Genomic DNA, 23,686 nt, shown 5'->3' on the forward strand with positions numbered 1-23,686 from the left:
GAAGCCGGCCGACCTGCCCGACTGAAAGCCCAGCCTCCGGGCAGCCACTCCGGCAGCGGCCCCGGCGGCGCGACTTCACGGTGCGCCCAAGTCCCTTGCCCGGGTGCGGGGTCGGCCGTGCCCGTGGTCAACCGGACACGGTCTGGCACCCCCGGGCCGCCAGGGCGCCCGCTCGGGCGTCAGTGCCCCAGCGCCCGGGCTCCCGCAGCGTGGTCGGCGGCCTGCGCCTTGAGCGCGCGCTCGACCCCCGCACGGGCCTCGACCACCATCCGGCGCAGCGCCGGCGCGGGCGAGGCGGAGGCCAGCCAGGCGTCGGTGACGTCCAGCGTGGCCTGCTCGACCAGCAACGACGGGTACAGCCCGGTGATGATCTGCTGCGAGATCTCGTGGCTGCGGGTCTCCCAGATGCCCTTGACCGCGGCGAAGTACTTCGCGCTGTAGGGGGCGAGGAGTTCACGCTGGTCGGCCTGCTGGAAGCCGCCGATCACCGCGTCCTGGACGTAGTTGGTGAGCTTGTCGGACTCGACCACCGAGGCCCAGGACTCTGCCTTGGCGGCGGCGGTCGGCCGGGCGGCCCGGCAGCTCGCGGCGTGCTCCTGCCCGGCGGCGGTGTTGTCGCGGGCCAGCTCGGCGTCGATCGCCTTGTCGTCGGCGCGGCCGGTGGCGACCAGGCGGGAGAGCAGCGTCCAGCGCAGCTCGGTGTCGACGGTCAGGCCGTCCAGGGTCTTGGTGCCGTCCAGCAGGCCTGCCAGCAGGGCGAGTTGCTCGTCGGTGCGGGCGACCGAGGCCAGGGCACGGGCCCAGGCCAGCTGGTGGTCGCTGCCGGGGGCGGCGGCGCGCAGCTGCTGCTCGGCGGCCTCGGCCCAGCGGGCCAGGCCCTGCTCGCGCCAGGACGGGGCGGCGTAGGACTGCAGGGCCAGCTGGACCTGGCGCTGCACCGACTGGACCACGCCGATGTCGGTCTCCTTGGCCAGACCCGAGATGGCCAGCGACAGGTAGTCGCGGGTGGCGAGTTCGCCGTCGCGGGTCATGTCCCAGGCGGAGGCCCAGCACAGGGCGCGCGGCAGCGACTCGGTGAAGCCGCCGAGGTGCTGGGTGACGACGGCGAGCGAGTCCTCGTCCAGGCGGACCTTGGCGTAGGAGAGGTCGTCGTCGTTGAGCAGCAGTACGGCGGGCCGGTGCGCGCCGACCAGCTGCGGGACCTCGGTGCGCGGGCCGTTGACGTCCAGCTCGATCCGGTCGGTGCGGACCAGCTTGCCGTCGGTCAGCTCGTAGGCGCCGATCGCGATCCGGTGCGGGCGCAGCACGGCCTCGCCCTTGGCACCGGCGGGCAGCGCGGGGGCCTCCTGGATGACCACGAAGGACTCGATCTGGCCGTCGGTGTTGAGGGTGATCTCGGGGCGCAGCACGTTGATGCCGGCGGTCTCCAGCCAGGCCTTGGACCAGGTCTTCAGGTCGCGGCCGCTGGCCTTCTCCAGAGCGCCGAGCAGGTCGCTGAGGCGGGTGTTGCCCCAGGCGTGGGCCTTGAAGTAGGCCTGCACGCCCTTGAAGAAGGCGTCCTGGCCGACGTAGGCGACCAGCTGCTTGAGCACCGAGGCGCCCTTGGCGTAGGTGATGCCGTCGAAGTTGACCTGGACGTCCTCCAGGTCGTTGATCTCCGCCATGATCGGGTGGGTGGAGGGCAGCTGGTCCTGCCGGTACGCCCAGGTCTTCATCTGGTTGGCGAAGGTGGTCCAGGAGCCCGGCCACTTAGAGCCGGGGGCCTCGGCCTGGCAGACGGCCTCGGCGAAGGTGGCGAAGGACTCGTTCAGCCAGAGGTCGTTCCACCACTCCATGGTGACCAGGTCGCCGAACCACATGTGGGCCAGCTCGTGCAGGATCGTCGCGGCCCGGGCCTCGTACGCCGCGTCGGTCACCTTGGACCGGAAGACGTACTGGTCGCGCAGGGTGACGGCGCCCGCGTTCTCCATCGCGCCGGCGTTGAACTCCGGGACGAACAGCTGGTCGTACTTGGCGAAGGGGTAGGCGAAGTCGAACTTCTCCTGGAAGTAGTCGAAGCCCTGCTTGGTGACCTCGAAGACCGCCTCGGCGTCCAGGAACTCGCGCAGCGAGGGACGGCAGTAGACGCCCAGCGGGACCTTCTTCCCGTCCTTCTCGTAGGCGTCGAAGACACCCACGTACGGGCCGGCGATCAGCGCGGTGATGTAGGAGGAGATCCGCGGGGTCGGCTCGAAGTGCCAGACCTGGGTGTCCCCTTCGCCGACCGGGGCCGGGGTGGGGGAGTTGGAGACCACGGCCCAGCCCTTGGGGGCGGTCACGGTGAACTTGAACGAGGCCTTCAGGTCGGGCTGTTCGAAGGAGGCGAAGACGCGGCGGGCGTCCGGGACCTCGAACTGGGTGTAGAGGTAGGTCTCGCCGTCCACCGGGTCGACGAAGCGGTGCAGGCCCTCACCGGTGTTGGTGTACGCGCAGTCGGCCACCACCCGCAGCTCGTTGTGGGCCTTGAGCGAGGGCAGTGCGATCCGGCTGTCGGAGAAGTTCTCCAGCGGCAGTGCCTCGCCGTTCAGCACGATCTCGGCGACGCGGGGCGCGACCAGGTCGATGAAGCTGTCGGCGCCGGGGGTGGTGGCGGTGAAGCGGACCACGGTGGTGGAGCGGAAGGTACCTCCCTCGCGGGCCGAGCCCAGATCGAGCTCGATGTCGTACGCGTCCACGTGGAGAAGCGCGGCCCGGGTACGGGCCTCCTCGCGGGTCAAGTTGGTGCCAGGCACTCGCGGAACTCCTTCGTCAGGCATGGATGCCTGGCATCCTCCCACGCCGGTGCCCGCCTGCCCTCCGGATATTCGCAGGCCGGGAGGCGGGCGGGCGGAGGTTTCCTAACGATCTGTATTCGGCCTTGACGCGGTATCGGGCTGAGGGCCGAGCATAGAGTTCAGAAGTTGAAAGTGAGGCCCCGGCGGCGGCATCGACACCTGCGGGTGGCGACCGCCCGGGGCCGCAACGGAGCTCCGCCGCAACGGCGCGGCAGGGGCAAGGGGACGGTCGGGTTCCCGGGCCCTGGAAGGGTGAATCATGTCGATGGACACACCGGGATCGCAGTCCTCGCTGCACCGGGCGAACCTCGAACGGGTCCTGCGGGCGGTCCGGATGGCCGGCTCGCTCACCCAGGCCGAGATCGCGCGGAGCACGGGACTGTCGGCGGCCACGGTGTCCAACATCGTCCGGGAGCTCAAGGAGAGCGGCACCGTGGTGGTCGCCGACACCTCCTCGGGCGGCCGCCGGGCCCGCAGCGTCTCGCTCAGCGGTGACGCCGGGATCGTGGTGGGCGTCGACTTCGGCCACACCCACCTGCGGGTGGCCGTGGGCAACCTGGCGCACCGGGTGCTCGCCGAGGAGAGCGAGCCGATCGACGTGGACGTCTCCGCCCAGCAGGGATTCGACCGGGCCGAGGCGATGGTGGAGCGGCTGCTGGCCCAGGCCGGCTTCCGCTCGGACAAGGTGATCGGGGTGGGCCTGGGCGTGCCGGGCCCGATCGACGTGGAGACCGGGGCGCTCGGCTCCACCGCGATCCTGCCCGGCTGGACGGGCATCGCCCCCGGTCGGGAGCTCTCCCAGCGGCTCGGCATGCCGGTGCACGTGGACAACGACGCCAACCTCGGCGCACTGGGCGAGCTGGTCTGGGGCGCTGGCCGCGGACTGAGCGACCTGGCGTACATCAAGGTGGCCAGCGGTGTCGGCGCCGGTCTGGTGATCAACGGACAGATCTACCGCGGCCCGGGCGGTACGGCGGGCGAGATCGGGCACATCACCCTGGACGAGGCGGGCCCGGTCTGCCGCTGCGGCAACCGGGGCTGCCTGGAGACCTTCGTCGGCTCCCGCTACCTGCTCAATCTTTTGAACGCCAATCATCCGGGTGAACTCACGCTGACCAAGGTGGTCCAACTGGCCCAGCAGGGCGACCTGGGCTGCCGCCGGGTGATCGCCGACGCCGGACGGCAGATCGGCAGTGGAGTGGCCACGCTGTGCAACCTGCTCAACCCCCGCCGGATCATTCTCGGCGGCGATCTGGCCGAGGCCGGTGAGCTGGTGCTTTCCCCGATCCGGGACTCGGTGGCCCGCTACGCGATCCCGAGCGCAGCGCGCCAACTCTCGGTGGTTCCGGGCACGTTGGGTGGCCGGGCGGAGGTGCTCGGGGCGCTCGCGCTGGTGATGAGCGAGATGGGCGAATCGGGCGCTATCCGGCAGCCGGCGGCCTCGGCGGCAGCACACGCCTGAGCTCTCCGCGGGTGGGGGCCGAGGCCGATCGCAAGCGATTGGTCTCGGCTTCGCCTTCAGGAAGATAACGAAAAGATTCGGATCGCCGGTCTTCCGGTTTTACTTATTGACGACAAGCAATCAGGGCGGGTTGACTCCTCACACCTCGCCGCAACGTTGCGGCTCTGTCAGGGAGGCACCCCCCATGAACGCAATGATGCGTCGCGCGGTAATCGGCACCGCCGCTGTCTCGATGGCTCTCACCATGTCCGCCTGCGGCAAGGCCGGTGGCGACAAGAAGGACAGCGCCTCCTCCGGTGACAGCAAGTCGATCGGTCTGCTGCTCCCCGAGAACGCTTCCTCCACCCGGTACGAGTCCTTCGACAAGCCGTTCATCGAGGCGAAGGTCAAGGCCCTGTGCAGTGACTGCAACGTCAAGTACAGCAACGCCGAGGGCTCCGCGGCCAAGCAGAAGCAGCAGTTCGACACGCTGATCGCGCAGGGCGTGAAGGTCATCATCCTGGACGCCTTCGACGCCAAGTCCACCCAGCAGTGGGTGAAGGAGGCCGCCGACAAGGGCGTCAAGGTCATCGCCTACGACCGGCTGGCCAGCGGCCCGGTCTCCGCGTACGTCTCCTTCGACAACGAGAAGGTCGGCGAGCTGCAGGGCCAGGCCCTGGTCGACGCGCTCGGCGACAAGGCCGCCGATGCCAACGTGGTCATGATCAACGGTGACGACGCCGACCCGAACGCCGGTCAGTTCAAGGCCGGTGCGCACAAGGTGCTGGACAGCAAGGTCAAGAAGATCGTCTACGAGCAGTCCGGTGAGTGGAAGCCCACCGTGGCCGGCCAGAAGATCGGCGCCGCCATCACCCAGCTGGGCAAGGACGGCTTCCAGGCCGTCTACTCGGCCAACGACGGCATGGCCGCCGCCATCATCACCCAGCTGAAGGCGTCCGGCATCACCGTCCCGGTGGGCGGTCAGGACGCCGGTCTGGACGCCATCCAGCGCATCGTCGCCGGCGACCAGAGCTACACCATCTACAAGGCGTACAAGCCGCTCGCCGACAACGCCGCCGAGCTGGCCGTCGACCTGCTGCAGGGCAAGGACGTCAAGTCGGTCGCCACCGCCACCGTGGACAGCGACACCGACAAGGGCATCCCGGCCAAGCTGCTGGACGCCAAGGTCGTCACCAAGGCCAACATCAAGGACACCGTGATCGCCGACGGCCTCTACAAGGCCGCCGACATCTGCACCGCCGACTACGCCGAGGCCTGCAAGGCCGCGGGTCTGCAGTAACCCTTACGCAGTAGCGGTACCAGCGGCTCGGAAGGCGCCCCCGGTCCCCTCAGGGGGCGCCTCCCCGCCCCAGCACGGCGTGCGGAGCTCCCGCCGCCCCCCGATCATTACCCGCACTACCCCCCTTCGCGCCCGGGTCGGCGCGCGGCAGGCCGTGCCCCCGCCACCGAAAGAGCCAGCGGCACGGAACGAAGGAGTTGGTTCACGTGACAGGCGCACCCGTACTGGCGTTGCGCGGGGTCTCCAAGCGCTTCGGCGCCGTCCAGGCGCTCACCGACGTCCACCTCGAGGTGCACGCCGGTGAGGTGGTCGCCCTGGTCGGCGACAACGGCGCAGGAAAGTCCACGCTGGTGAAGACCATCGCGGGCGTCCACCCGATCGACGAGGGTGCGATCGAGTGGGAGGGCAAGCAGGTCTCCATCAACCGGCCGCAGGACGCCCAGCACCTCGGCGTCGCCACCGTCTACCAGGACCTGGCGCTCTGCGACAACCTCGACGTGGTCGGCAATCTCTTCCTCGGCCGCGAGCTGCGCCGCTTCGGCACGCTCGACGAGGTCGCGATGGAGAAGCGGGCCAAGGAGCTGCTCGACACGTTGTCGATCCGCATCCCCAGCGTCCGGATCCCGATCGCCGCGCTCTCCGGCGGCCAGCGCCAGGTGGTGGCCATCGCCCGCGCCCTGGTCGGCGACCCGAAGATCGTCATCCTGGACGAGCCCACCGCCGCCCTCGGCGTGGAGCAGACCGCCCAGGTGCTCGACCTGGTCGAGCGGCTGCGCGAGCGCGGCCTCGGCGTGATCCTGATCAGCCACAACATGGCCGACGTCAAGGCCGTCGCGGACACCGTCGCGGTGCTCCGACTCGGCCGCAACAACGGCGTGTTCGAGGTGGCCGGCACCTCGCACGAGGAGATCATCTCCGCCATCACCGGTGCCACCGAGAACGCGGTGACCCGGCGCCAGGCACGTCTCGCGGAGGAAGCCAAGTGACCACCGACCCGACCACCACCGCCACCGCCACCGAGGCCACCGAGGCCACCGACGCCGCGCCCGCCGCGACCCTCGCGGTCGACCCGCGCCTGCTGGTCCGGGAGGCCGGATTCTCCGGCTACGTCGAGGAGTTCAAGCGCCGGATGAAGAGCGGCGACCTGGGATCCGTCCCGGTCGTGCTCGGCCTGATCCTGATCGCGGCGATCTTCCAGAGCCTCACCGGCAACTTCCTGAACCCGGACAACCTCACCAACATCCTCAAGTGGATCGCCGGTCCCGGCCTGATCGCGGTGGGTATCGTCTTCGTCCTGCTGCTCGGTGAGATCGACCTCTCGCTCGGCTCGGTCGCCGGTGTCTCGGCCGCCATCGCCTCGGTGCTCTCGGTCCGCTCCGGGGTCAACGAGTGGCTGGCGGTCCTGATCGCGATCGGCGCCGCCGTCGGCATGGGCGCCCTGCACGGCTTCTTCTTCGCCAAGATCGGTGTGCCCTCCTTCGTGGTCACCCTGGCCGGTCTGCTGACCTGGAGCGGTCTGCAGATGTACGTGCTCGGCGACAAGGGCACCGTCAACCTGATCAACGACGGCGTGATCGCCAACCTGGACACCTACTTCCTGGGTGACGGCGACGTCTTCTACGCCTGGGCGCTCGCAGTCCTCGGCACCGCGCTGTTCGCCGCCGGCCAGCTGCTGGACCACCGCCGTCGCTCGGCGGCCGGTCTGCCCGCCCGCCCGATGAGCGAGATCTGGCTGCGCACCGGCGTGGTCGCGGTGGTCTCCCTGGTCACGGCGTACGTGCTGAACCAGAACCAGGGCCTGCCGCTGCCGCTGGTGATCTTCCTCGCGGTGGTCGTCATCGGTGACTTCGTGCTCCGCCGCACCACCTACGGCCGGCAGGTCTTCGCGGTCGGCGGCGGGGTCGAGGCGGCCCGCCGCGCGGGCGTCAACGTGGCCTGGGTGCGGATCTCGGTCTACATGATCTCGGCCGGCATGGCGGCCCTCGGCGGCCTGTTCATCGCCTCCCAGCAGGGCTCCGGCGACAAGCTGCTGGGTAGCGGCAACGTCCTGATGAACTCCATCGCGGCGGTCGTCATCGGCGGCACCAGCCTCTTCGGCGGACGCGGCAAGACCTGGTCGGCCCTGCTCGGCATCCTGGTGATCCAGTCGATCATCACCGGCCTGGACCTGGTGCACGTCAACCAGTCCATCCAGTACATGATCACGGGTGCGGTGCTGCTCGGCGCCGTCGTCCTGGACTCGGTCTCCCGGCGGACGCAGAAGTCCGCAGGTCGAGGCTGACACCGGGGGAGCGTGCGGGCTCCCCCGACGGGCCGCGGGTCGCCAAGACCCGCGGCCCGTACCGTTACCCGCCCGCTCGCCTCCGGGCGCTCCTGACCCGAAGCCAACACTCCTCACTCCGGCACTCCCTCCTTCGTCGGTCGCTTGTCGTTCGTCGCTTTCGGCTTCGGCGCGCCGCCCCCAGCCTTCGGCTGGGGGTGCCCCCTCGGCTCGGGGCGGCACCGGCGCGCCCTTCGGATCGGGGGTGTCGCCTGTCCGAAAAGCATGCTGTGTGCGGGAGTTGAGGCTGGGCATACTGCCTGCTGACGGGGCGTGAGGGGGAGCGGCAGATGGTGCAGCAGGATCCACCGGGCAGCGGCGAGGCCGAGCTTCTTCCCGAGCCGTTCTGGACGGCCGACCGGGCCTCCCTCGAAGGCCAGGCGCGCACCCTGCGCTGGTACCGCTGGCAGATCCTGCTGCTGGTGGCGGCCGCGGTGGTCAGCGTGCTGCCGGGAGCGCGCCACGGCACCGACCTCACCCCGCTGGTCTCCGTCGCCGCCTTCATGGGCGCGGGCTACTTCTGGTACCGCCTGCGCGGCGCCAACCCGCAGGGCCGCTGGTACGAGGCCCGGGCCGCCGCCGAGTCGGTGAAGACCCTGGCCTGGAAGTACGCGGTCCGGGCGCAGCCCTTCGAGGGCCCCGCCGACTCACTGGAGGCGGAGAACCGCTACCTGCTCCAGCTGACCGACGTGATGCGGGCGTTCGACGACCCGGAGATCGTGCCGCCCGGGACGCAGGCGGAGATCACCGACGGGATGCGGCAGTTGCGGGCCGGTGAGCTGGCCCTCCGGCGGACCAGGTACCTGCGGGCCCGGGTGGACGGGCAGCGCGTCTGGTACCGCTCGCGGGCCGAGGCCTGCGAGTCGCAGGCGGTGTCCTGGGGGCTGGCCACGGTCGCCCTGATGATCGTCGGTGGTGCCGCTGCGGTGGCCCAGGTGGCCGGCGCGCTCTCGGTCCAGGCCTTCGGCGCCTGCGCGGCGGCCGCCGCCGCGGTGATCGCCTGGACCCAGCTCAAGCAGCTGCGGCCGCTCGCCGCCGCGTACCTGCTGGCGGCCCGGGAGCTGGAGATCGTCTCCGGGCAGCTGTCCGCCATGGACCTCAACGCGGAGGACTCCGAGTCCACTTGGGCCAAACTGGCCGCGGACGCCGAGGAGGCCGTCTCCCGCGAGCACACCACCTGGCGGGCCCGCCGGGCCTTCCCGCGGTAGCCGCCGAAAGGCGCGGGAAGATCCCTCGAACACGCCCCGCGCGGTCGGGCGCGGACGGGTGGCCCCGCGCCGTGGCCCTTCCCGCGTTCCCGGGGCGCCGCCGGGCGGCCCCGGGCCGAGCGGTAAAATCAGCGGCTTGGGCTCGGATGTGCGGAAGGTGCACGGCCCGTCGCGGAAGTCCGAGTTGTGGACATTAGACTCGACCAGCCGGACGTGACGGTACCCGCCGAGCGCGCCGGTACAACGGGCAGCGAGGCCCGCCGGGCCCGAAGGCCTGAGACCCTTTGAACGAGGAGGAACGGGTGGCCCTGCTGACCCGCATTCGGGGACCGCGCGATCTCGACCGGCTCACCATGCCGCAGCTGGCCGCGCTGGCCCAGGAGATCCGCGGCTTCCTGGTCGAAGAGGTCTCCAAGACGGGTGGCCACCTCGGGCCGAACCTGGGTGTGGTGGAGCTCACCATCGCGCTGCACCGGGTCTTCGACTCCCCGCGCGACCGGATCCTCTTCGACACCGGCCACCAGAGCTACGTCCACAAGCTGCTCACCGGCCGGCAGGACTTCTCGCGCCTGAAGATGAAGGGCGGCCTCTCCGGCTACCCGTCCCGCGCCGAGTCCGAGCACGACGTGATCGAGAACTCGCACGCCTCCACCGTCCTCGGTTACGCCGACGGCCTGGCCAAGGCCAACAAGATCCAGGGCCACCGGGACCGCCCGGTGGTCGCGGTGATCGGCGACGGCGCGCTCACCGGGGGCATGGCCTGGGAGGCGCTCAACAACATCGCGGACTGCAAGGACCTGCCGGTCGTCATCGTCGTCAACGACAACGAGCGCTCCTACTCGCCGACCATCGGCGGCCTGGCCAACCACCTCGCCACGCTGCGCACCACCCAGAACTACGAGCGCTTCCTGACCTGGGGCAAGGAGGCGCTGCAGCGCACACCCGTGGTCGGCCAGCCGCTGTTCGACACCCTGCACGGCGCCAAGAAGGGCCTCAAGGACTTCATCGCCCCGCAGGGCATGTTCGAGGACCTGGGCCTGAAGTACATCGGTCCGATCGACGGCCACGACCTGCAGGCGCTGGAGTCGGCCCTCACCAAGGCGCGCGGCTTCGGCGGCCCGGTGATCGTGCACTGCATCACCGAGAAGGGCCGCGGCTACCACGCCGCCGAGCAGAACGACGAGGACCGCTTCCACGCGGTCGGCGTGATCCACCCGGAGACCGGCCTGCCGATCAAGAGCGCGGGCAAGGACTGGACCTCGGTCTTCGGCGAGGAGATGGTCGCCCTCGGCCGGGAGCGCAAGGACATCGTGGCGATCACCGCCGCGATGCTGCACCCGGTGGGCCTGGCCCCGTTCGCCAAGGCGTTCCCGGACCGGATCTTCGACGTCGGCATCGCCGAGCAGCACGCCGCGGTCTCGGCCGCGGGTCTGGCCACCAACGGCCTGCACCCGGTGGTCGCGGTGTACGCGACCTTCCTGAACCGGGCCTTCGACCAGGTCCTGATGGACGTCGCCCTGCACAAGCTCGGCGTCACCTTCGTGCTCGACCGCGCGGGTGTCACCGGCACCGACGGCGCCTCGCACAACGGCATGTGGGACATGTCGATCCTGCAGGTCGTCCCCGGCCTGCGGCTCGCCGCGCCGCGCGACGCCGACCAGGTCAGGGCCCAGCTGCGTGAGGCCGTCGAGGTCGGGGACGCGCCCACCGTGGTCCGCTACTCCAAGGGCACGGTCGGCCCCGCAGTCCCGTCCCTGGGCCGGATCGGCGGCATGGACGTGCTGCGCGGGCGCCTCTCGTCCGACTCCTCGGCCGGGTCCGACGGCGACAAGCGCGCCGACGTGCTGATCGTCTCGGTCGGCGCGATGGCCACCGTCTGCCTGGAGGCCGCCGAGCTGCTGGCCGCCCAGGGCATCACCTCCACCGTGGTGGACCCGCGCTGGGTCAAGCCGGTGGACGCCGCCCTGCCGGGCCTGGCCGCCGAGCACCGGATGGTCGTCACGGTCGAGGACAACGGCCGCACCGGCGGCGTCGGCGCCGCGATCGCCCAGGCGCTGCGCGACGCGGACGTGGACCTGCCGCTGCGCGACTTCGGCATCCCGCAGGAGTTCCTCGACCACGCCAAGCGCGAGGAGATCCTGGCCGAGATCGGCCTGACCGCGCCGGACATCGCGCGCAAGGTCACCGAGGCGGTGGCCCGGCTGGACCGGGTCACCGTCGAGGCCTGACCCCACGCGGAACGGACGCCCGCCGTACGGGGCCCCACAGCCCCGTACGGCGGCGTGACGAAGGACACTTCCGGCCGGTCCGTCGGCGCTCAACCACGCACGGGCATATCGGACGACTGTCACATGAGCTGACTGAATGGCGGGACCAGCGCCACCCGAGTCGGTCCCGCCGGGTAGTTTGTCACCTGTGCTTGACTCCCCCACTCGTGTGGCACCGCCCGCCCGTCTGACCGACCGCCCGCACCGGCGGCTGCTCGGGCACGTCCGCACGGGGTACTGGACCAGAGTCGTCCCGGTGCTGACCCTGCTGGCGGTGGTCACCCACATCCCGTCCTTCATCCGCCCGGTCTGGAGCCCGGACGAGGGCTACCTGGCCACCCAGGCCCGGATGCTGGCGGGAGGCGGTGTGCTCTACGACACCGTGGTCGACCGCAAGCCCCCGCTGCTGCCCTGGCTGTACGAGGCGTGCTTCGCGGTCTTCGGCTCGCTCTCGCTCTGGCCGCTGCGGGTTCTGGCGATCGTGGCGCACCTGGTCACCGCGATCCTGCTGGCCTCGCTCTCGCGCGGGCGCTGGGGCAACCGCGCCGGTGCCTTCGCCGGGGCGCTCTACCTGCTGATCTCCATCGGGCTCTCCCCGGAGGACACCCAGGCGGCGACCTTCGAGGTCTTCATGCTCCCGGCCATGGTGGCCGCCTTCCGGTACGCCGAGCGGCGGCGCTGGCTGGCGGCCGGCATCGCGGTGGCGCTCTGCTCGCTCACCAAGCAGACCGGCGGGGCGGTGCTGATGCCGGTGCTCTGGATGCTCTGGCAGGACGCCCGGCACCGCGGGGTGGCCTGGAAGTCCGCGCTGGCCAAGGTCTGCTTCGGTTTCGCGTTGCCGATAGCGCTGGTCGCGGTGATCCTCACCAAGCCCAAGGGCTTCCTGTTCTGGGTGGTCACCGGCAGCGGCGACTACGCCTCGCTGGACGGCGCCTGGCTGCAGATGCTCGGCCGCGCCCTCGGCAACGCGGGCATCCTGCTGGCCGCCGCGCTGGGCTTCCTGGCCCCGGTGGGCCGCCGGCTCTGGCTGAGGTACCGCGGTCGCCCGGTCCAGGAGCCGGCCGGCCAGGAGCACGGCTCGACCGCCGACCTGTGGGTCTGGCTGCTCTCCTCGGTCATCGCGGTCTGCACCGGCTTCCACTTCTTCGGCCACTACTACCTGCAGCTGATGCCGCCGCTGGTGCTGCTCGGGGTGGGCGCGGTGTGCACCTCGCGGATCCGCTGGCGGCCGGTACTGGTGTACACCACGGTCGCCGCGACGGTGTTCTGGGGTCTGGCACTGTTCTGGCCGGGCCAGAAGATGAACCACACCACCGAGGTCGCCACCACCATCGCCGAGCAGACCACGCCCAAGGACAAGGTCCTGGTCTGGGGCATGCACCCGGAGCTGTACTGGCTGTCCGACCGCAAGCCGGTCACCCGCTACCTGACGGCGGGTTTCCTGACCAACTACAGCGGCGGCAAGGACACCGCCCAGAACGTCGGCGAGCAGTACAGCGTCGCCGACGCCTGGCAGACCTTCGATCAGGAACTCTCCGCGGGACTGCCCGAGGTGGTGGTGGACGACTCCGGCCACGCGCCCTACCAGCCGGTGCTGGTACCGCGGATCGAAAGTCTGCTGGACAGCAGGTACGAGGTCGTGGCGGTGAACGCCGACACCGTCATCTACCGGTTGAAGAAGTGACGAATCGCCCGTATCGGGTAACTGATGGCGCGTGACCATTCCTTGGCAATGCCGTATTCAAGCGGACATCGCCGCCCGGTAATCTGTTCATGAGATCATGCTGAGCTCATGGCACCAGACCCAGCGACCCACACCGCGATCCCACGGGGCCAGCACGAAGTTCTAGGAAGGGACCGTGGCAAGCGGTGGCGTTGGCCGGTGACATGAACGACGACTCCTCGGAGGCGCGGGTGGCGGGGCGGGGCTCGCACCGCAGAACCATGACCCTCGGCGAGGTCAAGGACCGCACGCTGAAGAAGCGTGACGCCTGGTGGACCGTGGTCCTGGTGGACCCGGTGGCCACCCCGCTGGTCCGATGGGTCGCCCGCCATACCCGGATCACCCCCAACCAGATCACCTGGGCCGCGCTCTTCCTCGGCCTCGGCTCGGCCTGGCTCTACGCCCTCGGCGACCGCACCTCGCTGCTGCTCGGCGCCGGCCTCTACCACCTGAGCTTCATCCTCGACTGCATGGACGGGAAGCTGGCCCGGCTGACCGGCAACGGCAGCATCTTCGGCGCCTGGCTGGACTACGTCTTCGACCGGATCCGGGTCGTCGTCTGCGCGCTCTGCCTGATGGTCGGCCAGTTCCGTGCCAACCCGACCGAGATGTACTTCTGGCTGGCCATCCTGGTCATCTTCCTCGACATGATCCGCTACGTGAACGCGCTGCAGATCTACAAGATGCGCCAGGGCATGCGGAAGAAGCTGGAGACGGTCAGCGGCGGCAGCACCGCCGGGGTCAGCGGCAAGTCGCTGCTCTTCATGGAGGACCTGCTCCGCGACAACCCCGAACTCGACACCGCCCAGCCCGAGATCGTCCAGGCCCAGGTGCTGCTGGAGACCCAGGACGCCGAGATCGTCGACCTGCACCAGGGCTTCCGGAAGAACTTCCCCTGGTACATGAGGGCCCGCAACTTCCTCAAGCGGCACCGCATCCGCACCCACCTGATCAGCGGCATCGAGTTCCAGATGGGCGTCTTCATCGTCGCCCCGCTGGTCGGCCGGATCGGCCAGGTCACCGTGGCGGTCTCGGTGGGCCTGGCGCTCTTCGAGCTCGCCATCCTCTACAAGTTCTGGCTCTCCACCAAGGACTTCGAGCGGACCATGGCCGACATGGCCCAGCGCAAGCGCCGCCGGGACCTGGAGATCGCCGCCGGCCTGCGCAACCCGGACCGGACCGAGCGGGAGCAGGGCAGGAAGCCCGTGCGGTCGTTCCAGGCGGAACAGGACGTCCCGACCGTGTCCCTGCGTACCATCCGGTGAGCCGCTTTGCACAGCAGTACTGAGTACGTGACGTCCCCCTCCCCGGCCGTCTCGGTGGTGATCGCCGCCTACAACGCGGCCGGTACGGTCGGCCGGGCGATCCAGTCGGCGCAGCTGCAGACCCTGGACGCGATCGAGATCCTGGTGGTCGACGACCACTCCCAGGACAACACCGTCGAACTGGTCCAGGGCTTCGCCCAGGCCGACCCGCGGATCCGGCTGATACCCCGCCAGGCCAACAGCGGCGGGGTCGGCGCGCCCCGCAACGACGGCGTCGCGGCGGCCACCGGCACCTACGTGATGTTCCTGGACGCCGACGACGAGCTGCCCAACAAGGCCTGCGAGGAGCTGCTGGAGTCCGCGCTGCGCACCGGCGCCGACCTCACCGTCGGCCGGGCGGTGCGGGTCAACGTGGAGACCGGCGAGCCCAAGGTCTGGGCCGCGGACCTGCACGCCGACCCGGAGGAGCGGCGCTTCGCCGGCATCCGGGACTACCCGGACCTGCTCACCGACCCGATCGCCGCCGCCAAGCTCTACCGCCGCGAGTACCTGCTGCGCGGCAACGTCCGCTTCCCCGAGGGCGTGTTCTACGAGGACACCCTGTTCTCCACCGTGGCGTACGCCTGCGCCCAGGGCATCGTCATCATCCCGCGGCCCGTCTACCGCTGGCTGTACGAGACCAGCTCCGAGACGCCCTCGATCACCCGGCGGCTCGGCGAGATCCGCAGCATCGCCGACCGGGTCTGGGTGCACCAGCAGGCCGACGAGTTCCTGATCGCCCGGGGCGCGTACGACCTGAAGATCCGCAAGGACCTCAAGTTCCTCGCCCATGACCTGAAGCTCTACATGGGCGCGCTGCGCGCCGGCGACGACGAGTACCGGTCCGCCTTCCAGCGGATCACCGCCGAGTACCTGGAGACCATCAGCCCCGAGGCGTACGAGCGCTGCGGGGTGATCGAGCGGATCCGGGCCTACTGCCTGCGGCACGGCCTGCTGGACGCGGCGGTCGCCACCGCCGACTTCGTCCAGCGCCGCTCGGTGGTCTCCAGCGACGTGGTGGAGCGCGACGGCAAGGTGTACTGGACGGCGGCCGGGTTGCACCTGCCGGACGCCGAGCTCCACTTGGACGCCACCCTGCTCGGCCTGCACACCGCCGAGTTCGCCGACGCCAAGCTGTTCAACCAGGTGGTGCACTTCCAGGTGGACGGCCAGCGGATCGAGCTCGCGGGCGAGATCCACAACCAGTTCGGCCGGATCGGTGTCAAGGACCAGCTCACCCTCAAGGGCATCGTCCGCAAGGGCAAGGGCGTGGCCTACGAGTACCCGGTCGAGCTCTTCTCGGTCGACACCCGGGTGATCCGCTACCGGGCCACACTCGACATCGACGAGGTCGGCCGGGCGCTGAAGGCGGGCGGCCGGTGGAACTTCCTGATGCAGGTGCTGTGGAACGGCAAGCGCCACACCACCGCGCTGTGCATCCGCGGGCACGAGCTCGGCGAGTACCGTTTCGAGGTCGGCAAGGCCCTGTTCGAGGCGTACGAGACGGTCAGCGGCAACCTGTGCATGCGCACCGCCGCCGAGCACCTGGAGCTGGTCGCGGCGAGCAAGCGCTCCAGCGTGGACTGGCAGTGGTTCACCCGTGAGACGGGCGTCCCCGCGGTGCCCGAGCAGCCGGAGCGGTACACCGCGGCCATCGTGGTGCCCTGCCACAACGCCGAGGCCACCCTGCTGGACTGCCTCTGGTCGATCGGCGTGCAGCGCGGTATCGAACGGGCCCAGGTCATCCTGGTCGACGACGGCTCCACCGACGGCACGGCCGGGATCCTGCAGTCCTTCGCCGCGTACCGGTCGAACGTCACCGTGATCTCGCAGGCCCGCCAGGGCGCCGGCGCGGCCCGCAACGCCGGTCTCGGCAAGGTCGGCGCGCCCTGGGTGATGTTCGTGGACGCCGACGACGTGCTGGCCAGGAACGCCCTGCACAACCTGCTGATGGCCGCCCGCGAGGACTTCGCCGACGTGATCATGGGCGACGTCGCGCAGTTCCCGGTGCAGTCCACCACCCCGCCGCCGTGGCAGCGCTACTTCGGCAACGGCGACCGCACGATCAGGAACCTGACCGACACCCCCTTCCTGCTCTTCGCCGACGGCATCGGCGGCAAACTCTTCAAGACCCTCAAACTGGCCGAGTACGGGCTTCGCTTCGGCGAGGGCCTGCACTTCGACGAGGCATGGCTGGCGCTGCCCGCACTGCTGCGGGCCCGCAAGATCAGTCTGGTGGACCGGACCGTCTACCTGGAGCGGATGGAGGAGAAGCGCGGCTCCTTCCTGGACTCGCCGTGGAACCACCCGCAGCGCTCCCGTGACCTGCTCCAACTCCACCTGGGACTGCTGGCGTTCACCGAGCAGGACGAGCCCAGGGTCCGCGAGACGGTCTTCCGGATGGTGGTCCGCAACTACCAGCCGTACCTGCGCAGCCTGCACCGGATCATGAGCCGCCCGGCGCTGGCCGAGATCTTCCCGGCGGTCTGCGCCCAGTACGCGCCGATCCCCGACGAGTTGATCAGGCAGTACGCGGTCCAGCCGCAGTCCCGGCTGCTGCACTACGCCGCCAAGACCGGCCTGCTGGACGTCTTCTGCGATCCGGCCGAGCAGCCGGTGGACCGTCCGCAGCTCTACGCGGACGCCGACGGGCTCTACCGCCAATTGGCGGGCGCCCAGACCGAGTCCGGCCTGCTGCGGGTCGACAAGCAGAGCGCGATCCTGGAGGCGGCCGAAGTCGCCGGCGGGGTACTGCACCTCGAGGGCCTGCTCTCGATGACCGGCGTGGACCTCGCCGAGCCCCTGCACAACCGTCTTGAACTGGTGCTGCGTTCGGACCGCGGCGAGGTCGCCGCACCGCTGGAGCAGGACTACCGGCGCGACCGCTGGCACGTGCGCAAGGAGAAGGACCTGTACGCGGGCTTCCACGCCCGCCTGCAGGACGGCCACCTCGCCCAGGCGGGCCCGGGCCGGCAGGAGCTCTTCGTCCGGATCAACGACGGCGACGGAGAGCACCGGGTGGACATCCCGGTCACCGCGCGGATGTCGCTGCACCGCTACAAGGGCGTCCACCGGATCAGCCGGCGCCGGTACGAGCTGACCGTGGACGCGCACGGCACCGTCCGCCTGAACGTCCTCGCCCGGTCGGCCTTCGGCCGAGTCCCCGGCGCGCTGCGCCGCGGCGCCCGCCAGGTCCGCTGGAGCCTGCCCGGCCGCACGGGCTGGCGCACCAGGCTCGGCTACTGGCTGACGCACCCGCTGCTGCACCACCGCAACATCTGGATCATCGGCGAGCGCCAGGACACCGCCCAGGACAACGGCCTGCACTTCTTCCGCTGGATGCGGAAGAACAAGAAGCGCCGCAACGCCTACTACGTGATCGAGCGGACCAGCCCGGACTGGGGCAAGGTCAAGAAGTACGGCAACGTGCTGGCCCACGGCTCCTTGCGGCACCGGCTGTACATGCTGCACGCCACCAATCTGATCAGCCCGTACGACCTGGAGGCCTACCTCACCCCGCGCGGCACCCACAAGCGCGCCTACCTGACCACCTACGGCGACCTGCTGCGCTACAAGCGGGTCTTCCTGCAGCACGGCGTCATCTACAACGACGTCTCGCAGTCCGCCCAGCGGCACGTCACCAGCGTGGACCTGTTCGTCACCTCCGCCGCCGCCGAGAACCGGTACATCGCCGAGGAGTTCGGTTACGGGCCGGGGCGGATGGCGCAGACCGGGCTGCCGCGCTTCGACGCGCTGGAGCAGGTCCGCAAGGACCGGCGGATCCTGCTGATGCCCACCTGGCGCCGGGACATCGTGGCGCCCTCCTACAACCGGGCGGCCCAGCCGAAGATCCCCTTCGCCTCCTCGGAGTACTACCGCTTCTTCTCCGAGTTCATCAAGCACCCGCGGCTGCTCGCCGCACTCGAGCACTTCGGTGTGACGCTGGAGTTCTTCCCGCACTACGAGATCCGGCCCTACCTGCACCACTTCAGCACCGGACACCCCTCGGTCGAGGTGGCCGACCCGGCGACCCGGGACGTCCAGGACGCCATCAAGGAGTGCTCGCTGATGGTCACCGACTACTCGTCGGTGTTCTTCGACGTGGTCTACATGGGGACGCCGCTGATCTACGTCCCGTTCGACTTCGACGAGTTCTACAGCAAGCACTACCGGCTCGGGTACCTGAACATCCTCACCGAGGGCTTCGGCCCGGCCTGCCGCACGGTCGAGCACGCGGTCGACGAGGTGATCGCCTCGATGGCGGGAGGCTTCGTGATGCAGAGCCCCTACCGGGAGCGGGTGGAGGCCTTCTTCGGGCCCCGCGACACCCGTAACAGCGAGCGCGTCTTCAAGGCCGTCGAGGAGCTCAACCGCCGCCGTCAGCCCTGACCCGAGGGCGCCCGGTGCTGCACCCCGTACCCGCCCCAGGTCACCTGCACCATGTCGGAGACCGGGCGCTCGAAGCCGTCGGAGGGCTTGTTGACCAGGGCGCCGTCCACCACCAGGGTGGTGGAGCCGCCACCGTCGATGTTCAGCGCGTCGGTCGCGTCCAGCGCGGCGAGCAGGTCACCGAGCTGGTTGTAGTCCATGCCGGGCCGGTCGTCGTCGGCGTCGACGGTGACCAGCAGCACCTTGCCCTCGCCGTCCACGCCGACGACCGTCCTGGCGTGCCGGTCGCCGCCGGAGCCGCTGTAGGTGCTCTTGCCGTCCTGGCGCATGATCAGGCGTCCGGAGACGGCGTAGAGCGAGCGGCTGAGCGGGATCTCGTCGCCGAACCGGAGGTCGGTCACCTTCTCCGTCACCGTCAGCGAACTGCCCACCCTGGCATGGGCGGTGAGCCAGTCGGCGCCGGCACCGATGCCCTGGAGCACCTTGCCGCCGGGCGGGATGTCGGTGCCGCCGCGCCCTCGGCCCAGCGAACGCACCGTCCCGCCGCGGTCCACCACGACCTCCACGCCCGGGTCGTCGGCGCTGTCGGCCTCCGAGCCCTCCAGCGGCCCGGGGGTGGGGATGCCGTACTCCGGGGTGAACAGCACGATCTCGTCGTCGTTGGCGAAGACCTGGGTGTCGGGCTTGGCTTCCAGGTCGCCCTGGAAGCCGACCAGCAGGTTCCCCTTGCTGGAGACCGGGCGCTCCCAGGGGATCCGGCCGGGGTGCCGATTGATGCCGTGCACCTCGGTGCTGGCTCCGCCGGCCGAGACCGCGATGTCGGTCTTCAGGGTGGTGATGTACGGCCGGCCGTGCTGCATCAGCAGCACACCCCCGCCGCTGGCCTCGCTGAGCAGCACGCCCTGCTGGACGGAGACGCCTTCCGGATCGCCCTCGGGCAGCCGGTACTTGTTCATCAGGTCGTCGTCGAAGAAGCTGCCGTTGACCCCGGCCGCCGGGCGCGGCACGAGGCTGGGGTCCCCGAGCACCTGGCTGACCTTCTTGACGGCACCCGACGCCGCGCCGACGCTGCTGCGCAGGGTCAGTGGGGCGATGTCCGGGTCCACCCGGAGCACGTTGACGGCGGCCCAGGTGTGCTTCCCGCCAGGGTAGGTGGTGCGGGTGACTCCGGGCGCCACGGTCGTGACGGCGGACGGCTGGCCCAGCACGCCGGCGGCGTCGGCGTGCGCCCGCCCGGAGGGCGGGGTGACGGTCAGCGCGGCCGCCGTCGCACCGGCCAGTGCGAGGCGGCGCAGCCCGTGCGGTCGGGAGCTGGTGCGCATCTGGTCCTCCGTCAGCACTCGGAAGGGTCGTCGACCAGCCGGTGCGAGCCGACGGCCGTCTGGTACGGGGCGCCCAGGGTGGTGCTGCTGCCGGGCGGCACCACGAAGGAGTCGTAGTGCTGTCCGTCCGGTGCCGTCCACTGGCCGCGGTAGCCGGGAGCGGGGTAGAGGCAGGCGGCCTGGACGGAGCGGTTCCAGACCGAGCCCGCGCCGCCGTGCCAGTCTGAGCCGTACTCGGGCGCGGCGGCGGTCCAGTACTGCATCGGCCCGCGACCGCTGGGTTCCCGGAACAGGCAGAGCGAACGCTCGGGGCAGCGCTCGTAGTCGCTGAGGCAGCCCGCCTGGGACTTCGCGGCCTTGATCGAGGCGACCGAGGGCGTGGCGGAACCCTTCATGTCCTGCGTCCCGCCCGGCGGGACCTTGCCGACCCGGCCGCCGAAGGAGGGCTTCTCGTACAGGCAGGCCCAGTACTGGCTGCTGTTGCGCACGGTGCGGACCGGTCCGCCGGAGCCGGTGAGGTCCCAGGCCGCTGCCGGGGCGGACGCCGTCATGAGGGTGCCGTCCTTGCCGCCGTAGAGGCAGAAGCTGCCGGCCGGGCACCGCGCGGCGCGATCGGGCTGGGTGGAGTACCGGACGCCGACGTAGGCGCAGATCAGTGCCAGCAGGATCGCCATGACGCCCGTGACGGCTCTGCGAGAGGGGGTGGTCACGTATGGGTTGCTTCCTACCCCACCGGGTATCCGGACGCCGCCTGCCCCGCGGGGGCGGCGAGCATGCCCGGAGTCTCGTAGGGATGGCCGACGAAGACGGTGATCTCGCCCCGTGCGATCCGGTGCGCGGCGTCCTCGACCGTGTAGAACAGCCGGTCGTAGCCGATGAATCCCTGCTCGGGGTAGTAGGTCACGGTGCCGTCCGGCGTGACGCCGATCATGCCGTGCCTGGGCGGGGAGACGCCGATCAGCCGGGCGGCGGGCGCGAGTTCGGCGGCCAGCACCGGCAGGACCCCGGTGCCGCCGGGGGTGACGATCAGCAGTTTCGGCGGTGCGACCACCGGGCGCAGCCGGTAGGCGACCTGGCCGAGCGCCCGGCAGCCGTTCAGCTTCTGCCCCTCCCGGGCGATCACACCGGCGGAGACCGTGGGCATCAGTACGCCGTCCGGCGCCACGTTCTGGTTGATGACCAGGGAGAAGGTCGCGCTCCGGGGCGTGTTGGCGGTCGTGTAGGTGGCGTAGCGGCTCTGCTTCTCCAGATGGCCGAGCCCGCGGACGCGCTTGACGGTGGCGACCGTGTTGTAGGACTCCTCCATCAGGTAGCCGTAGAAGCGGAAGCCCGGGCCGACGGGGTTGAGGGTCAGCGTGAAGTCCACCTGCTGGCCGGGCAGCAGCGGCTGGGCCGGGTCGGTCTCCGAGGTCAGGTCGAGCGTCACGGACAGCTCGGGGTGCTGCTGGTGCACCGCCCGGACGCGGGATATCAGGTGTTCCATCAGCCGGCCCCTCCCGAGAGCCGTGCCGGAGCCTGCCGGGCGCTCACCGCACCGCCCCGGTCGAGACGGTACGGGCCTTCACCAGGGCGTCGTGGGTCCCGTCGTCGAGCCAGCCCATCGCCTCCGGCGGGAACTGCGGTTGCTCCAGGTTGACTATCCAGTGCGCGGGGACGATGCCCCGCTCGGCCAGCGTCCTGGCGACGAAGCGCGAGCACTCGATGGCGCCGACCGGCCGCATGTGGGTGTTGTCCTCGATGCCCTCGGGGTAGTTGGGGGACTCACCGGGCGCCAGGTACAGGAAGATCCCCTTGGTGCCCTCCGGGCCGAGCTGGGACCACCAGTCGAGGCTCTGCGCGTACAGGTCGATCAGCGGAGTGCAGGTCTGCGCCGCCAGCTCGCGCATCGCCGCCGGGTAGTGGCCCAGCGCCCAGAGCAGGTTGCCGTGGCCGTCGAAGCCCCGGCGCTCGTGGCTGGTCACCAGGACGGGGTGGGCCAGCCGCTCGCGGGCGCCGTCGATGTACAGGCGCAGGTAGTCCTGATAGCTGGTGAACGGCTTGGTGTGCCGGCCCGCGTCGGTCTTCTCGTCGATCAGACCGAAGGAGATCAGCAGGTAGTCGCCGGGCATCAGGTGGTCGAGGATCCACTGGAGCCGGCCGCGGTCCGCGAAGCTCTTGGAACTCGCCCCCGGCCGGGCGCAGTTGACGACCTCGACCTCAGGGTGGACGAAGAGCTGCAGGGTCTGCCCCCATCCCGTCATCGGGATGAAGCTGGTCTGACGGGTCGCCATGCTGGAGTCACCCGCCAGGAACACCTTGGGTGGGCGTGGCCCTCCGTACTGCATGACCGTCCTTCTGCGCGGTGCGTACCCGTCGCGCTCGCGTGGTCGCCACCGGGTAAATAGTGGGCAAATAGACCGTCACTCTAGCCGACCTCCCTGAGGTCGTCCATGAGTTCGGGCACCTCGCGGCGGGCCGGGACGGCCGGGCCGGTCCGATCCCGCTCGGAAGGTGCGGGTAGGCTCCGGCAGTCGACGGTGGCTGAGGGAGAGTGTGGCGCGGTGGCTGGCTGGAGGCTCGGTAGGACACAGGTGATCGGTGTGGTGGCCGCGCTGGTCGCGGTGGTGGCACTGGTGTGGGGCGGCACCGTGCTGTTCGGATCGGACGGCGGCGGGAAGAAGGGCACGGCCGGTGACGCGGGCGCCGACCCGGCGGCGACCGACCCCGCGGCGGGCGACCAGCCCTCGGCCCCCGCGGACGGCTCCGGCGGCCTGCCCCGGATCTACATCGCCGGTGACTCCACCGCGGCCACCTACGTGCCCAAGTTCGCGCCCCGGACGGGCTGGGGCGAGGCACTGCCGGTCTTCCTGAACCACGACAAGGTCAGTGTGAACAACTGGGCCAAGGTCGGGGCGAGTTCCAAGAGCTTCGTCGACGAGGGGCGGCTGGCCAAGATCCTGGCCGAGATCAGGAAGGGCGACTACCTGCTGATCGGCTTCGGCCACAACGACGAACGGCCCGAGCCGATCGTCCACACCGACCCGTTCGGCAGCTACCAGGACTACCTGCGCAAGTTCGTCGACGGCGCCCGCTCCAAGGGCGCCGTCCCGGTCCTGGTCACCCCGGCCGAGCGCTACCACTTCGACCAGGCGGGCCGGATCGCCCCCTCGCACGGGGAGTACCCGGCAGCCATGCGGCAGGTGGCGACCGAGGACAAGGTGCCGCTGGTCGACCTCACCACCCTCAGCACCGCACTGTGGAACGCCCACGGACCGCAGGGCGCCCTGAACGACTTCCTGTCGCTGGCGCCGGGCGAGTCGCCGAACTACCCCAAGGGCGTCCAGGACAAGACCCACTTCAAGACGCACGGCGCGATCGAGCTCGCCCAGCTGGTCGCCAAGCGGCTGTACGCCGAGCACGTCCTGCCCGCCGAGGACTTCCAGGGCCTGGAGCGCACGGACGTGCCCGATTCCGCCCTGGCGGGCTGAGAGCGACCGGAAGAACGGCCGTGGGGCCGGGACCGCAGCTGCGGGCCTCCGCGCTCACCGACGAGAGCGACCTGCCCCGGCTGCGGGCCGTCCGGGTCCGGCTTCGCGGGGTCTTCGAGTCCGCGGCCGAGG

General features: G+C 70.5%; 15 protein-coding genes. 10 read left to right on the forward strand and 5 right to left on the reverse strand.

Annotated features, from left to right (window positions below; all coding sequences use genetic code 11):
- Positions 1–179: 179 nt before the first annotated feature.
- The gene (pepN, locus tag ACWDAK_RS36200) at positions 180–2,771 is read right to left on the reverse strand and encodes an aminopeptidase N (RefSeq protein WP_344635170.1); all 2,592 of its coding nucleotides are present in this window, start codon (positions 2,769–2,771) and stop codon (positions 180–182) included.
- 307 nt (positions 2,772–3,078) lie between these two features.
- On the opposite strand from pepN, the gene ACWDAK_RS36205 reads away from it, so the two are divergent.
- The 9 genes from ACWDAK_RS36205 (at position 3,079) to ACWDAK_RS36245 (ending at position 18,765) form a co-directional block, all read left to right on the forward strand.
- A complete protein-coding gene (locus ACWDAK_RS36205; RefSeq protein WP_344635171.1) occupies positions 3,079–4,275 on the forward strand; it encodes an ROK family transcriptional regulator in 1,197 nt (398 codons plus the stop codon).
- A 184-nt stretch (positions 4,276–4,459) separates the two neighbouring features.
- Complete coding sequence (locus tag ACWDAK_RS36210; protein ID WP_344635172.1) at positions 4,460–5,554, forward strand: sugar ABC transporter substrate-binding protein; 1,095 nt, start codon at positions 4,460–4,462, stop codon at positions 5,552–5,554.
- Positions 5,555–5,751: 197 nt separating this feature from the next.
- On the forward strand, positions 5,752–6,540 hold the full coding sequence (locus tag ACWDAK_RS36215; RefSeq protein ID WP_344635173.1) for an ATP-binding cassette domain-containing protein: 789 nt from the start codon (positions 5,752–5,754) through the stop codon (positions 6,538–6,540).
- Positions 6,537–7,835, forward strand: a complete 1,299-nt coding sequence (locus ACWDAK_RS36220) for a sugar ABC transporter permease (RefSeq protein ID WP_427395871.1) — start codon at positions 6,537–6,539, stop codon at positions 7,833–7,835. The genes ACWDAK_RS36215 and ACWDAK_RS36220 overlap by 4 nt, the downstream gene beginning before the upstream one ends.
- A gap of 329 nt (positions 7,836–8,164) precedes the next feature.
- Entirely contained in the window at positions 8,165–9,082 is a 918-nt protein-coding gene (locus tag ACWDAK_RS36225) for a DUF4231 domain-containing protein (protein WP_344635175.1), read from the forward strand.
- Positions 9,083–9,384: 302 nt separating this feature from the next.
- The gene (gene dxs / locus ACWDAK_RS36230) at positions 9,385–11,310 is read left to right on the forward strand and encodes a 1-deoxy-D-xylulose-5-phosphate synthase (protein ID WP_344635176.1); all 1,926 of its coding nucleotides are present in this window, start codon (positions 9,385–9,387) and stop codon (positions 11,308–11,310) included.
- Positions 11,311–11,497: 187 nt separating this feature from the next.
- Complete coding sequence (locus ACWDAK_RS36235) at positions 11,498–13,033, forward strand: ArnT family glycosyltransferase (RefSeq protein ID WP_449806540.1); 1,536 nt, start codon at positions 11,498–11,500, stop codon at positions 13,031–13,033.
- Positions 13,034–13,236: 203 nt separating this feature from the next.
- On the forward strand, positions 13,237–14,337 hold the full coding sequence (locus tag ACWDAK_RS36240; RefSeq protein WP_427395873.1) for a CDP-alcohol phosphatidyltransferase family protein: 1,101 nt from the start codon (positions 13,237–13,239) through the stop codon (positions 14,335–14,337).
- 6 nt (positions 14,338–14,343) lie between these two features.
- On the forward strand, positions 14,344–18,765 hold the full coding sequence (locus tag ACWDAK_RS36245; protein ID WP_427395874.1) for a bifunctional glycosyltransferase/CDP-glycerol:glycerophosphate glycerophosphotransferase: 4,422 nt from the start codon (positions 14,344–14,346) through the stop codon (positions 18,763–18,765).
- On the opposite strand, the gene ACWDAK_RS36250 is transcribed toward ACWDAK_RS36245, so the two are convergent.
- The 4 genes from ACWDAK_RS36250 to ACWDAK_RS36265 are packed head-to-tail and all read right to left on the reverse strand — an operon-like array spanning position 18,756 to position 22,357.
- Positions 18,756–20,087 (reverse strand): phosphodiester glycosidase family protein, encoded by a 1,332-nt coding sequence (locus tag ACWDAK_RS36250; RefSeq protein WP_427395875.1) that lies wholly within the window; start codon positions 20,085–20,087, stop codon positions 18,756–18,758. The genes ACWDAK_RS36245 and ACWDAK_RS36250 overlap by 10 nt on opposite strands.
- Positions 20,088–20,098: 11 nt before the next feature.
- The gene (locus tag ACWDAK_RS36255) at positions 20,099–20,797 is read right to left on the reverse strand and encodes a peptidase inhibitor family I36 protein (RefSeq protein ID WP_344635181.1); all 699 of its coding nucleotides are present in this window, start codon (positions 20,795–20,797) and stop codon (positions 20,099–20,101) included.
- A 14-nt stretch (positions 20,798–20,811) separates the two neighbouring features.
- Positions 20,812–21,570, reverse strand: coding sequence for an Ig-like domain-containing protein (locus ACWDAK_RS36260; RefSeq protein WP_344635182.1), 759 nt, complete (start codon positions 21,568–21,570; stop codon positions 20,812–20,814).
- A 43-nt stretch (positions 21,571–21,613) separates the two neighbouring features.
- Positions 21,614–22,357 (reverse strand): rhamnogalacturonan acetylesterase, encoded by a 744-nt coding sequence (locus tag ACWDAK_RS36265; RefSeq protein WP_344635183.1) that lies wholly within the window; start codon positions 22,355–22,357, stop codon positions 21,614–21,616.
- A 270-nt stretch (positions 22,358–22,627) separates the two neighbouring features.
- On the opposite strand from ACWDAK_RS36265, the gene ACWDAK_RS36270 reads away from it, so the two are divergent.
- The gene (locus tag ACWDAK_RS36270; RefSeq protein ID WP_344635184.1) at positions 22,628–23,554 is read left to right on the forward strand and encodes a rhamnogalacturonan acetylesterase; all 927 of its coding nucleotides are present in this window, start codon (positions 22,628–22,630) and stop codon (positions 23,552–23,554) included.
- Positions 23,555–23,686: the final 132 nt, after the last annotated feature.

It is taken from the genome of Kitasatospora sp. NPDC001175 (genome assembly GCF_053598215.1).

Coding starts and splice junctions, on each gene's coding strand:
- ACWDAK_RS36260 (WP_344635182.1), bottom strand. CDS start 21,570: ATGGAACACCTGATATCCCGCGTCCGGGCGGTGCACCAGCAGCACCCC.
- ACWDAK_RS36225 (WP_344635175.1), top strand. CDS start 8,165: ATGGTGCAGCAGGATCCACCGGGCAGCGGCGAGGCCGAGCTTCTTCCC.
- ACWDAK_RS36210 (WP_344635172.1), top strand. CDS start 4,460: ATGAACGCAATGATGCGTCGCGCGGTAATCGGCACCGCCGCTGTCTCG.
- ACWDAK_RS36240 (WP_427395873.1), top strand. CDS start 13,237: ATGAACGACGACTCCTCGGAGGCGCGGGTGGCGGGGCGGGGCTCGCAC.
- ACWDAK_RS36250 (WP_427395875.1), bottom strand. CDS start 20,087: ATGCGCACCAGCTCCCGACCGCACGGGCTGCGCCGCCTCGCACTGGCC.
- ACWDAK_RS36205 (WP_344635171.1), top strand. CDS start 3,079: ATGGACACACCGGGATCGCAGTCCTCGCTGCACCGGGCGAACCTCGAA.
- ACWDAK_RS36265 (WP_344635183.1), bottom strand. CDS start 22,357: ATGGCGACCCGTCAGACCAGCTTCATCCCGATGACGGGATGGGGGCAG.